This is a genomic window from Petrotoga sp. 9T1HF07.CasAA.8.2, from assembly GCF_002895585.1.
Classification (GTDB): domain Bacteria; phylum Thermotogota; class Thermotogae; order Petrotogales; family Petrotogaceae; genus Petrotoga; species Petrotoga mobilis.
Map to the genome: position 1 here is coordinate 43,433 of NZ_AZRI01000004.1, position 12,109 is coordinate 55,541.

General features: G+C 34.5%; 13 protein-coding genes. 3 read left to right on the forward strand and 10 right to left on the reverse strand.

Translation table 11 applies throughout. From position 1 onward, the window contains the following. Positions 1-59: 59 nt before the first annotated feature. From X925_RS00400 to X925_RS00445, 10 genes are all read right to left on the reverse strand, one after another. Positions 60-824 (reverse strand): Sir2 family NAD-dependent protein deacetylase, encoded by a 765-nt coding sequence (locus X925_RS00400; protein WP_121958826.1) that lies wholly within the window; start codon positions 822-824, stop codon positions 60-62. Continuing rightward, the gene (locus X925_RS00405) at positions 817-2,604 is read right to left on the reverse strand and encodes an ATPase (RefSeq protein WP_121958827.1); all 1,788 of its coding nucleotides are present in this window, start codon (positions 2,602-2,604) and stop codon (positions 817-819) included. Before X925_RS00405 ends, X925_RS00400 begins: the two co-directional genes overlap by 8 nt. 33 nt (positions 2,605-2,637) lie before the next feature. Beyond that, complete coding sequence (gene yihA, locus X925_RS00410) at positions 2,638-3,228, reverse strand: ribosome biogenesis GTP-binding protein YihA/YsxC (RefSeq protein ID WP_121958828.1); 591 nt, start codon at positions 3,226-3,228, stop codon at positions 2,638-2,640. Positions 3,229-3,246: 18 nt separating this feature from the next. After that, complete coding sequence (locus tag X925_RS00415) at positions 3,247-3,723, reverse strand: metallophosphoesterase (RefSeq protein WP_103065911.1); 477 nt, start codon at positions 3,721-3,723, stop codon at positions 3,247-3,249. A 15-nt stretch (positions 3,724-3,738) separates the two neighbouring features. Further along, positions 3,739-4,338, reverse strand: coding sequence for a thiamine diphosphokinase (locus X925_RS00420; RefSeq protein WP_121958829.1), 600 nt, complete (start codon positions 4,336-4,338; stop codon positions 3,739-3,741). Between the two features lie 70 nt (positions 4,339-4,408). Beyond that, positions 4,409-5,881 carry an NAD(P)H-hydrate dehydratase gene (locus tag X925_RS00425; protein ID WP_146026668.1) on the reverse strand — a complete coding sequence of 491 codons (1,473 nt, stop codon included), beginning with the start codon at positions 5,879-5,881 and terminating at the stop codon, positions 4,409-4,411. Positions 5,882-5,901: 20 nt separating this feature from the next. Beyond that, complete coding sequence (locus X925_RS00430; protein WP_121958831.1) at positions 5,902-7,164, reverse strand: adenylosuccinate synthase; 1,263 nt, start codon at positions 7,162-7,164, stop codon at positions 5,902-5,904. A gap of 62 nt (positions 7,165-7,226) precedes the next feature. Continuing rightward, positions 7,227-7,694, reverse strand: coding sequence for a 23S rRNA (pseudouridine(1915)-N(3))-methyltransferase RlmH (locus tag X925_RS00435; protein ID WP_103065915.1), 468 nt, complete (start codon positions 7,692-7,694; stop codon positions 7,227-7,229). After that, positions 7,691-8,608, reverse strand: a complete 918-nt coding sequence (locus X925_RS00440) for a glutamate formimidoyltransferase (RefSeq protein WP_012209170.1) — start codon at positions 8,606-8,608, stop codon at positions 7,691-7,693. The genes X925_RS00435 and X925_RS00440 overlap by 4 nt, the downstream gene beginning before the upstream one ends. Positions 8,609-8,615: 7 nt before the next feature. After that, on the reverse strand, positions 8,616-9,722 hold the full coding sequence (locus X925_RS00445; RefSeq protein WP_012209171.1) for an FtsW/RodA/SpoVE family cell cycle protein: 1,107 nt from the start codon (positions 9,720-9,722) through the stop codon (positions 8,616-8,618). 108 nt (positions 9,723-9,830) lie between these two features. Between X925_RS00445 and X925_RS00450 the strand changes: the two genes are divergently transcribed. From X925_RS00450 to X925_RS00460, 3 genes are all read left to right on the forward strand, one after another. Then, complete coding sequence (locus X925_RS00450) at positions 9,831-10,565, forward strand: biotin--[acetyl-CoA-carboxylase] ligase (protein WP_041534111.1); 735 nt, start codon at positions 9,831-9,833, stop codon at positions 10,563-10,565. A 183-nt stretch (positions 10,566-10,748) separates the two neighbouring features. Further along, positions 10,749-11,261 carry a hypoxanthine phosphoribosyltransferase gene (gene hpt, locus X925_RS00455; RefSeq protein WP_012209173.1) on the forward strand — a complete coding sequence of 171 codons (513 nt, stop codon included), beginning with the start codon at positions 10,749-10,751 and terminating at the stop codon, positions 11,259-11,261. A 15-nt stretch (positions 11,262-11,276) separates the two neighbouring features. Beyond that, a complete protein-coding gene (locus tag X925_RS00460; protein WP_012209174.1) occupies positions 11,277-12,104 on the forward strand; it encodes a purine-nucleoside phosphorylase in 828 nt (275 codons plus the stop codon). The last annotated feature ends 5 nt before the right edge of the window (positions 12,105-12,109 follow it).

Consider the following 12,109-nt stretch of genomic DNA (forward strand, 5'->3'; position numbering starts at 1 on the left):
AAGGATGAAAAGGGTAAACTCCACTACCCCCCATTAGGATGAATGTGGCTTCGCCCCGATCAACCTTCTTTGAGTGTTTCATACTCTTTGGCAACTTGCATAAAAAAGGTATCCAGTTCTTCGTTAACAATGAGAGCTACTTTTTGTGGCGGGAGATACATTTCTGATATTTCTCCTTTGTTCACAACTATTATCTTGCCTTTAGTTAAGGATGGCAACATTGCTGCTGGTATAACCGCAAGAGAAGATCCTAAAACCAAGACAAGTTCCGAATTTTTCATCAAAACTTCCGATTCAGTTAAGTATTTTACAGGTTCTCCAAAAAATACTATGTCTGGTTTTATTATTCCACCACAGTTATCACACCTTGGTACTGTTTCGTTGTTGACCTTTTCTAATATTTCTTCTTGAGAATACTCTCTATTACATTTTGTGCAGTAATTTTTCCAGCATCCTCCATGGATTTCATAGACTTTTTTTGAACCGGCTTTTTGGTGTAAAGAGTCTATGTTTTGAGTTACTATCCCTTTTAATTTTCCTTCCTTTTCAAGTTGAACTAAAAATTTGTGAGTAAAGGTTGGTTCTGCTTTCGTTATGTACTCCAAAAATTTTTTGTGAAACTTATAGAACAAAGAAGGATCCAGATAGAAATAATCTAAATCGAAAATTCTCTCAGGATTTTCTATATTTGCCTTCGTGTAGATCCCGTTAGGGCCTCTGAAATCGGGGATACCTGCGTTAGTAGACATCCCCGCACCACTTAAGACCGCAATGGAATTTGAATTATAAATTAATTCGGCAAATTTTTTTGCAACTTCAGACATCTTTTTCTCCTTTTAAAAACTTCAAAAGTTCTTGGGCGGCTATTAATGGACCTTGGTCTTCATAGCCTTCTACACCAAGTTGTGTCCGAAGTGTCCCGACTTTGACGTTACTTTTCATTAGAGTTTCCATGTATTTTCTAGCAATTTTTTCGTGTTTTTCTCTTCTTTGGATTGCACCAAAGGGATTGGCAAAGTAACTATAGGTTAGACCTTTCTCTGAAGTAGTACCTTTTGCCATTCTTGCACCTTTGGAGAATATATCTAAAGCCTTATCTACGTCATTAAAAAATTCGATTGGTGGTTTGTTGTCGTCTATTTTTTCATAGTTGTTGGCGTAAAAGAAATAATCAATTTTAGTAGGTCTTATGATATCTTCGTAATTGGAGTATGGTACTATAACTCTGGCGTTGGTTATGTTTGGATTCAAAAAGATACTTCTATCCATAGCGGAGTAGGCATAACCTGGTTGTAAGTCATCTAGTCTAACAAAAGCACCAGTTTCTGTCCCATACGCAACCACGGTTCCATCTTCTAAAATATCTAATGATCCCATATCATCTATCAATATATTTACTTCGGATACTTGTTTTCTTATTCTATTTAAGGCATCCAATGTTTCAGATTTTCCCGCTCCACTATCTCCCATTATCATTACGTTGAAACTTTTTCCATCCCTTAACTTTATTTCAGCTAAAGCCCCGTGAATTGGTAGTCTATCTTCGTCTATTACTATTAAGTTGTGAATCGTCAATACCATTTTCTTCATATAACCAAAGTAGTCTATAGAAGGATCATCTCCGACAAGCCCTACGTAAGTTCCATCATCTTCTTTATAGATAATACCATTGTAATCGTCTTCATCCTCAAAAAAACTTTTATTCATACCGAAAATGTATATGCCATCAGGTCTTCTGTTTTCTAAACTTTCAAAATCTGCAAACTCGTACAAATTTGCCAAACCTGCTGCCATCGCAAAGTATTCCTTGTAAACAACAACGAATATCAATTTGTCGTTAACGTATATAGGGAACACCAGCCAATCCTGTGGATTTTCAATATTAATTTTGTTTAATATAGGGCGATCGACAACTTTGAATACCCCTCTTCTTTTATTTGAGTATGTATAAAAGATAACAGGTGGTTCCAATACTACGCTCCAAACATATTCCATGTTGTATAAAAAATCAGCGTCGGCTATTTGAGCTTCTGGTTTTGTTCTAGGTCGATCAACTATAAATCCAGCTTGAGCTCCACTGGGAAGTTGCCTGAGCACTTTTACCCTTCTGGCTGATATATTAACAAGGATTTGTCTATATACTCCCAAGACTAAGCTTTTTAAATCAGAGTTGTTTTTAACTAAGGATATTTGTTTGTGAATTCTCGTTCTTGAGTTGTGACTAAATGGATCCGCTTTTTTCATGAATCTGTGTTTTGAACGCCATAGATTGAAAGTATCTTCAACAAAGAGAGCCAACGTTTCTCTGTATGAAGATAATTTTGGGAAACTAAAGTAAGAGGATTCATCCAAATGGTCTAAGCTGTTTAAAGATAATGCTAAGAGTAGTTGTCGGATTTGTTCTAAATCGTACCTTTCATGAACTTTTTGTTTGGTTTCATCTACTAGAAATAATTGAAAAAAAGGATACAACGTATTGCGTGTCTCTTCGGCATCCTCGATTAATTCTGAAATTATTTCTAGTAGATAACTTGAGTTTAGTATTTGAGATATGTTACTATAAGATACCTCCCCGGGAATCAATACAGTTCTTTCATAACTCATTTTTTAACCCTCCCTTTTAACGGTCTTTAGAAATTAATCAACTTCGCCTAATATTTCGCCGATGGTTTTCAAAACCTCTTTTAACCCTTCTTTTGTTTTTGAGGAAAAAGGCATATATATATATTCACCATAAGTTGAAAAACTTCTTTTGATATCTTCAAAAAGTTTAGCTTTTTCAGATTTCGTTAATTTATCAGATTTTGTTAAGATAAACAAAAAAGGTGTTCCTAGATCTTTGAGCCATTCTACCATAGCATAATCCAATTTTTGAGGCATATGTCTATGATCGATAAGCAAAGAAACGGCACTCAAAGAAAATCTGGTTTTAAAGTACTCGTTCATCAGTACGTTCCATCTTTCTTTTTCCTGTTTTGAAACACTTGCAAAACCGTATCCCGGTAAATCAACAAAGTAATATTTATCATTCACCAAGTAATAATTGATGGATCTGGTTTTTCCTGGAGTAGAACTTACTTTTGCTATTTTAATGCCTAAAATGGCATTCAAAAAGCTTGACTTTCCAACATTGGACCTCCCTGCAAAGGCGATTTCTTTTTTATCTGGTGGTGGGAGATCTTCAATTTTGTAGACGGTTTTTATTAATTGAGCTTTGTATACTTTCAAAATGTCGATGGTCCTCCTCTACAGTTCTTTGATTTCAACTTTTGCTTCATTAGGATCTATTATACCATAAGTTGCCTTCCCAGTTAGCCATCCAGAAAATTCTCCTGGGTTTAGTACAACGGTTTTACCGGTTTTCCTATTTACTATTTCATGGGTATGACCAAAAAATACATAATCATAAATCCCTGAATTTTCAGCGGCTTCTAAGGAATATGGTTCATGCATCAGAAATATTTTTTTACCATCTTTTTCTATGGTAATGGGTCCGTTTTTTATCTTTTTATTTGATCTTTCATAAAGTAGTAACTTTTCTCCGTCGTTGTTACCGAAGACACCATAAAAATCGATATCGTCATAGATTAGATATGGTAAAGTAAAAGGTGCTACAAAGTCTCCACAATGGAAAATGGTATCGACATTGTACCTTTGGATTATATCTGGGATCTTTTTAAGTTTATCCATGTTGTCGTGAGAATCTGATAATACTAACCACATTAGATCGCCTCCTGCTTACCATTTTTTGTCGATCCATCTGATATAAACGACCATGCCACTTTCAACGGATATTTCTATTTTGTTTTCTTTAGCTTCGTTGCTGATTCCTAGGGATTTGAAATCAAAGATATCTTTTTTATTTAATGGATATTTGAACCCTTTAAGAGTAAGCCCCCTAACGGGTTCTCCTATTCTTAAAATGGACCAACTTTCACCGATCCGGGCTTCTTCTTCCACTTTTTTATTTACTATACCAATTTTTACGTCTTCTTCTAGGATAACGGGATTTAGATCTATGTATTCGGCTAGGAGAAATACACTTGCCATTTCTTGATCGATGCGATTACCCAAAACCCCTGATAATATAACGTTTTTATAGTGATTTTCTTTCAGAAATATTAAAGCCAATTCCGTGTCGATTTCATCTTTTTCTTTTGGATATTTCAATATTTCTGTGTTGTTATCTTCAGCCCACTGAAGGTCTTCAATAGAAGCAGAATCAAAATCTCCTATTAAATAGTTAGGTGGTAAGTTTAACTTTTTGAAGATTTTGATTCCAGCATCACAGGCGATTGTCAAGGATGCCTTTTGTATCATTTTCTCGTAAAATTCCAAAGAGCTTCTTTGTTCTGCTCCAGATATTATATAGATTATAATTTGATCGCCTCCTAATTGGATTATAGGTTCATGAGTTTAATAAATGGATTGTCTTATATAGATTGTCAGCAATTATTTTTGGTGTTAAACAGTAGTTTGTGTACTCTAAAGATAAATCTCTTGCAGTTTTATATACTACATAGCTTCCAATTAGGCAAGCTTGCATCGTTGTTAAACCTTGAGCAATATACGATCCGATAACTCCTGATAGTAAATCTCCCGATCCTCCCTTGGCTAGACTTGAATTCCCTGTTATGTTGAAATATGTTTTTTCGCCGTTTGTTATCAAGGTAGTTGATGATTTGAATACGATGGTGCAGTTCAACTCTTTTGCGTACTCTTCCAAGCCGAAGACGTCGTTTTTTAAGTTTTTATAAACCTTTGATAGTTCTCCTACATGAGGGGTTATAACAAAATTTCTGTTTAATTTTACATCTTTATCTTTTAAAATGGATAGAGCATCTGCATCTAAAACGAATAATTTGTTATCTTTGTAGGTTTCAACTAATTTTTTAACAAAGCCTTTTGCATTTTCAGTTATACCGGGACCTAAAACTATAACGTTGGATTTTTCGATTTCTTCCTTTAAATTTTCAACGTCTTTTTCTTCAAAGTGTTCTTTTTTTAAAGACTTATAGATTATGGATGGTTCAAGAGTTAAAACGTTTGATGAATCACCTGGTGTAATCAGTTTAACCATACCAGCTCCAGTTCTTTGAGCTCCAATAGCTGAAAGGATAGGGGCACCAGGGTATTTTTCACTGCCTGCGAGTATTAGAACCGTTCCAAATTTGTATTTGTAAGAGTCTTCAGGCCTGTTTGGAAGTAAGTTCTTAACGGTATCTTCTAGTATGAGTTCTCGATTGATTGAGTTTACCAGCGAGTTGTCGAAAGATAGAGGAGCAACTTTTATTTCTCCACAATATTCTCTTGCAGGATAGAGTAGATGGCCAATTTTTAAAAAGCCGAATGTAACCGTTTGATCGGCTTTAACTGCCGTTCCTAGAACTTCACCTGTGTCAGATGATATTCCCGATGGAACGTCAACTGATAATACTTTTGATCCTGAAGAGTTTATTTGTGTTATCGCTTCAGCAACCTCCCCCTTGACTTCTCCTGTCAAGCCTATACCTATTAACCCGTCTATTATGAGATCGTATTGCGAATAATTAATTTTGTCAACGTTGAAGCGATAAATATTAATTTCGTATTTTTTGGCGATCTCAAGTTGCTTTTTAAAGCCAGGACTCCCTTGAGTTGGATCGCCTACTATAAGTATTTCAACGTTGTAGCCTCTATTTTTTAGGATCCTACCCGCTGCAATACCATCACCTGCGTTGTTACCCTTTCCTACTACACATAGAATGGAATTTGGTTCAAAGGTTTCCGCTATGTCAGCTACAGAAAAAGCCGCTTGCTCCATCAGCGTTTCTGGGGCTATTCCTTTCTCTATAGTCAATTTGTCTATTAATTTTGCCTGGGAAGAAGTGAGTATTTTCAATTTTTTCACCTCTAAACTTTTTATTTGTTTTCCATGTTCAAGATCAAATCATTTTTTGAACACATTTCTTCGGTTTTTGGTCCGTAAGAAATGTAGTCAATATCAACACCGATTTGTTCTTCAATATACGATAAATATTTTAAGAAATTAATATCGTTGGTATCTTTCCAACCGTTCAATTCAGTGTAAATAGGTTTGGCAACAAAAAAGTCGTACGAGGAGGATGGAGTATCTTTTGTTTTTCCGTTGACCTCATAATGTGTACAAACTTTTATCTTATCTAACCCGTTTAAAACGTCCGCCTTGGTGATTACAAGCCCTGTTAAACCAGATCTTATTTTTGCGTATCTCAAAGCAGGGAGATCTAACCAACCAACCCTTCTTGGCCTTCCTGTTGTCGCACCGTATTCTTTTCCCAATTCCCTAATTTTGTGAGCTTCTTCTCCAAAGATTTCTGTTGGGAAAGGTCCCGATCCTACCCGTGTTGTGTAGGCTTTGAGTACCCCATACACCTCATCTAATTCAAACGTTGAAAATCCAACTGAAGAAACTCCATGAGCCATACACGAAGATGAGGTGACAAAAGGATAGGTGCCAAAATCTAAATCTAACAAAACGCCTTGAGCTCCTTCAAACAGTACCGATGTACTTCTGAAAACATTCCCCATCTCTACCGCACTAGCGTAATTTATCTTCAATTTTTCCAATTCATTTTTGGTTTTCATCAAGTATTCAAACACATCATCTTTTGAAGTTTTTAATTTGTTCCCATACAGACTATTTTTTAGGTAATATATGTCTTCTAAACGTTCTTTAAGCATTTTTTCATCAAACAGGTAGTAGAGTTTTATACCTTCCCTTGATACCTTATCGGTATAGGCAGGTCCGATTCCTCTTTTTGTTGTTCCAATTGGCTTTTTTCTCATACTTTCTATAATTTCGTCTTCTTCTTTATGCCACGGGAGGACCAAAAAGGCTTCTAAATCAATGTAAAATTTAGAGGACATTCCAGGAAAATCAGCTTCTAGTATATTTAGTTCCTCTACAAGTTTTTCTAAATCTAAAACCATTCCTGCACCTAAAAAACCTTTAGATTGAGAATTGGGCATAATAGAAGGAAGCATATGATTCACATATTTTTTGTCTTTGTAATAGATAGTGTGACCTGCGTTCGCCCCTCCAGAAAAACGTACGATCCATTCAAACTTTTCTGAAAAATAGTTGACAACCTTACCTTTACCTTCATCGCCCCATTGGGCACCTACAATCGACATTTTTTTCATGATTTTTGTACGATGATACCGTACCTTCCTCCCTTCCTGTGATAAAAAATATTGTAATTTTTTTAATAATGATAGGTTTCATTGTGCAATATCTTGTTAACTCTAAACAATTGCTCTAAAAGAATCAAAACCGCAAATTCGTGGGTAAAAGTCATTTTAGATAACGATAAAATATAATCAGCTTTATTGGAAATTTTATCAGAATGTCCTAAAGGACCACCAACAATGAAGTTTATATGTTTCCCTTGCGAAGAGGTTTTTGTGCGGTCATAAAATTCAGAAAATTTTACAGAATCCATTTGTTCTCCTCTCTCATCCAATAAAACGTTGAAAGAATCCGGGAAATATTTTTCAAACTTTTTGAAATCTTTATCTTTGTAAATTGAAGGTGGTGTCTTGTTTAAATCTCCGGACAAAGGAAGTTGTATTAGTTCAATTCGTTCAAATTTCTTTATCCACTTTAAATATTGCTTGACTCCATCTATTATATAGGGACTTTTTAAAGGTCCTACGACTATGATTCTAGTCATTTTTCCTCGTTTGAAATATGTTTTGTTTTGGTGATCTGTGATTCGGTTAGCAATTTTTCTTCTATTGTAAATAATTCTCCATCCAAGTTACCGATTAAGTTTTTAAACGAATGTAAAAACAATTTTCCCGTTAAAGGAGATGGGAGAGTTACTTTTTCTATTTCGCTGCCAAAATGTTCTATTATCGTTTTAACTTTGCTGTAGAGCAAATAGAGTGATACATCCCCTTCTTTTGCATTTAGAGTGAGACTGAATTTACCGTTTTGTTTTCTTTCTAAAAATACACTGGCGGGTAAATTCAAACTTATTTCTTGTTTTATTTGTTCTGCTAGCCATCTGTCTGAGGTGTTAATATGGAATTCCAAAGATATTAGAAAATCTCTAACCCCCATAATAGTTGCTCCTGCAGTGGGATGAGGATGATTTGGACCAAAGTCTGGTTCCCATTCAGGGAAAGACATTTTTTTTGCTAAGAATTCAAATTCACCTTTTCTTAAGGTGTTAATATTTCTACGATAATCGTTTCTGGCTGATTTTTCGTATAGATATATAGGCAATTCAAAACTTTCAGAGATTTTTTTTGCTAATCTTTTTACAAGATTATCCGCCTCATCAAAGGTTGTAGATATTAGCGGTACAATCGGGATGACATCTACGGCACCTATTCTTGGATGATACCCACTATGATTTCTGAGATCTATATTTGCCACGCATATTTTCACCATTTCGAATAAGAAAGTCTCTATTTCGTTTAATTCACCTACAACACTGATGAAGCTTCTATTGAAGTACTCATCACTTTTACAAGAAATAAACCAAATCTTATCAAAATTCTCAGAAAGGTCTTTGATTCGGTTGATTAATTCTTTGTTTTTCCCTTCACTGATGTTTGGTAGAGTTTCTACGATTTTCATTTTTGAATCACCTCGTGATGTTTTTTTCTATCATTAAACCTTTTGTTGCAACCCCTAGTATTATAGAAAAAGTAACAAAAGAAGAGCCACCATTTGATAATAAAGGCAGAGGGATGCCTGTAACTGGCAACATGCCAAGATTCATTCCAATATTTTGAAAAATATGGAAAAAGATCAAAAATGCAGATCCAACATAAAAATACTTCCAAAATAGGTCATCGCTTTTTTTGTATCCTTCGTATAGTCTCCAAAGTATTGCCGAATAAAGTATTAGAATAAAACTTACCCCCAAAAATCCAAACTCTTCTCCAATAACGGAAAGTATAAAATCTGTATGACTTTCAGGTACGAATCCACTCAAATTCATGTATCCATTCATGTATCCTTCCCCTAGCAAACCTCCAGAACCTATAGCTTTTATCGCTTGAGCGGTGTTATAATAATAACTTAGAGAGTAGGTTTGAGGAAAGAGAAACCCTATTATCCTACCTTTTTGGTATTCTTGGAGGTTATAAAAAATTATAGGACTGCCAATCAAAGCTAATCCTAAGGAATACTGCCATAATTTTTCGAACCTTCCTGAAACAAAAACTAGTACAAACCAGGTGAATAGTACTATAATAGAAGTGCTAAAATCCGGTTCTTGGTATATCAACCCTGCAGATAAAAAAATCATTATTGATGCAAAATAAAACTTTTTATTATCATTTTGAGAAAGAACATAACTAAGATATAATAACAATGCCAGCTTAAATATTTCAGATGGTTGGAAACCCACAGGTCCCAGCCTTATCCATCTTTTAGCCCCACTAATTGGTGTGGTGAATAGTACTAAAACCAAGGCAAGAATTACTAAATAAAATAGAATAGGGGTATATTTCTTAATAAACCTTTCTGGAATAAAAATGCTAATGGCAAAAAAAGCGATCCCTAGAATGATCCACATTAATTGTTGATTTTCTATGCCTTCTAAAGGACTGTTGATTACAGCACTCTTAACAGATAAAAATCCAAAAATTGCCAATGAAACGTAAGCGATAACGAGGATAAATTCTATTTTTTTAATACGTTCTTTTCTTTCACCTATTAAATTTGTAATAAAAAAAGAATTCACTGAAAGTATCTCCCTTTACAAATTTTGATAAGAGTTTGCCTTTGATCAACCATATATTATATCATATTGATATATTAAAGTTTTTAAGAGGAGGAAAAGTCTGCTAAAATGATAGGTGATAATTTGATTCTTCTAGATAAAATTGATTCAACGAACAACTATATCAAAAAACACTGGCGTGAACTACCATCAGAAACTGTTGTTTGGGCTTTAGAACAAACAGAAGGTTACGGGAGGAATAACAAAAGGTGGTATTCTCCTTTGGGAGGTTTATGGTTTTCTGTGTTATTCAAGCCCCGTAAAAGGCCTTTGATTCCTTATTTTTACTTGAGAATGTATTCTTTGGTGATTTATAATGTCTTGAAAAAAAAATATAAGTTGGATCCCATCATTAAATGGCCTAACGATATTTTGCTTAATTCTAAAAAGGTGTGCGGAATTTTGGGAGAGAGCGTTTATGAGGATGGTACACCAAGTTGCGTTATAGTGGGAGTAGGAATAAACGTTAACAATGAATTACCTGAAAAAGTTTCCAACAACTCAATTGCTTTAAAAGATGTTATTGGGAAAGAAATTCCTTTGAGGAAACTTTTAAATGAACTAAACCATGTTGCTTATCATAGGTATTATCTAAAATATTTCAAACCTAAAGCAATTTCATCCATTACAAAAATGTGGTTGAATCATTTGAATGTGAAAGTAGGGGATAAGGTCCAAGTATCAGTTGAAAATAATGGAAATATTTACGGCACAGTAAACGAAATTCAGTCAGATTATTTGGAAATAATAGACAATAACGGTGAGATAAGAAAAATAAACTCTGGCGAATTAATTGTGTTATAATCTTTAAGTAAGGGAGCAAATGGTCTTTACTTATGATACAATATATTTGTTGGACTTAGATCCACAAAATAACTCATAATAACTTATAATATTTCTTAGAATGAATTTTTTGGGGGAAGTTTTGGTTTTTAAAAGAATAAGATATAAAGAGAGTAATTTTTTATTTCTATGGGGAGGTATATAATGTCATTAAAAGTCCTTATTTCAGAGGAGGAAATTCAAAAAAAGGTCGAAGATTTGGCTAAGCAAATAGATGATTATTATAAAAATATAACGGATGAAATTGTCGCGGTATGTGTCTTAAAAGGATCCGTCAATTTCTTTAGTGATTTGGTAAAAAAGATACATTTGAACGTTAATTATAATTTTATACAGGTATCTAGTTATTCTGGGGATATAACCACGGGAAAAGTAAAGGTAAAAAGTTGGCTTGATGAGCCCCTTGAAAATAAACATGTTTTAATAGTCGAAGACATCGTGGATACTGGGAATACATTAAAATATATAGTAAAATATTTAGAGATGCAAAATCCTTCCTCTTTAGAAATTACATCTATTGTTTTAAAAACAATTCACGAGCATGGAATTCAAGTAAGATTTCCTGGTTTTGAAATTGGAGATAAATTTATAGTAGGGTACGGATTGGATTACAATGAAAAATATAGAAATTTACCTTACATTGGATATATAGAATAAGGAGGCTAATATTACATGGATATTGAACAGTACGTATCAAAAGTGAGAGAAGCAGCTAAGTATATTCAAGAAAAAACCACGAAAAAGCCCAGAATTGCGATCGTTTTAGGGTCTGGATTAGGGAAAATTTCACAAAATTTAGAAGATGCCCTAGCAATCCCTTATTCTGATATTCCTAACTTCCCCCGCTCTACCGCTCCAGGCCATAAAGGCGAATTAATGATAGGGAGTTTAAAGGGTAAAGATACGTTACTTATGAATGGAAGATTTCATTACTACGAAGGGTACACTATGAAAGAGGTTACCTTTCCAATACGTGTAATGCAAGAATTAGGTATTGAAACTCTTGTATTGACTAACGCAGCAGGAACATTAAATCCTGATTTTGAAGTGGGTGTACCGTGTATAATCACGGATCACATCAACTTTTTTGGTGACAACCCCTTGATTGGACCAAATTTCGATGATTGGGGTCCTAGATTTCCAGATATGACGGAAGTTTACTCGAAATCTTTGGTGCAAGAAGCCTTTAAATCTGCTAAAAAACTTAATATTAGAGTATATTCTGGTGTATATTTAGGTTTAAGCGGTCCTACATTTGAAACACCTGCTGAAATGGCTATGATGAGAAATTTTGGCGCCGATTTGGTCGGGATGTCGACTGTACCAGAGGCTATAGTTGCAAAACATGCTGGTATGGAGATTTTGGGTATCACCGCTATAACTGATAAAGCTGTTCCTGAGCAATTGAAAGAAGTTAGTGCAGAAGAAGTTTTGAAGATTGCAGAAAAAACAGGCGAAAATATAGCTGAGATCATCATGGACCTAGTAGATATCTTTTAGAAGGT

Excerpts from the sequence above, each read along its gene's own strand:
- X925_RS00400 (WP_121958826.1), bottom strand. The coding sequence starts at position 824 with ATGTCTGAAGTTGCAAAAAAATTTGCCGAATTAATTTATAATTCAAAT.
- X925_RS00405 (WP_121958827.1), bottom strand. The coding sequence starts at position 2,604 with ATGAGTTATGAAAGAACTGTATTGATTCCCGGGGAGGTATCTTATAGT.
- X925_RS00415 (WP_103065911.1), bottom strand. The coding sequence starts at position 3,723 with ATGTGGTTAGTATTATCAGATTCTCACGACAACATGGATAAACTTAAA.
- X925_RS00430 (WP_121958831.1), bottom strand. The coding sequence starts at position 7,164 with ATGAAAAAAATGTCGATTGTAGGTGCCCAATGGGGCGATGAAGGTAAA.
- X925_RS00435 (WP_103065915.1), bottom strand. The coding sequence starts at position 7,694 with ATGACTAGAATCATAGTCGTAGGACCTTTAAAAAGTCCCTATATAATA.
- X925_RS00440 (WP_012209170.1), bottom strand. The coding sequence starts at position 8,608 with ATGAAAATCGTAGAAACTCTACCAAACATCAGTGAAGGGAAAAACAAA.
- X925_RS00450 (WP_041534111.1), top strand. The coding sequence starts at position 9,831 with ATGATAGGTGATAATTTGATTCTTCTAGATAAAATTGATTCAACGAAC.
- hpt (WP_012209173.1), top strand. The coding sequence starts at position 10,749 with ATGTCATTAAAAGTCCTTATTTCAGAGGAGGAAATTCAAAAAAAGGTC.
- X925_RS00460 (WP_012209174.1), top strand. The coding sequence starts at position 11,277 with ATGGATATTGAACAGTACGTATCAAAAGTGAGAGAAGCAGCTAAGTAT.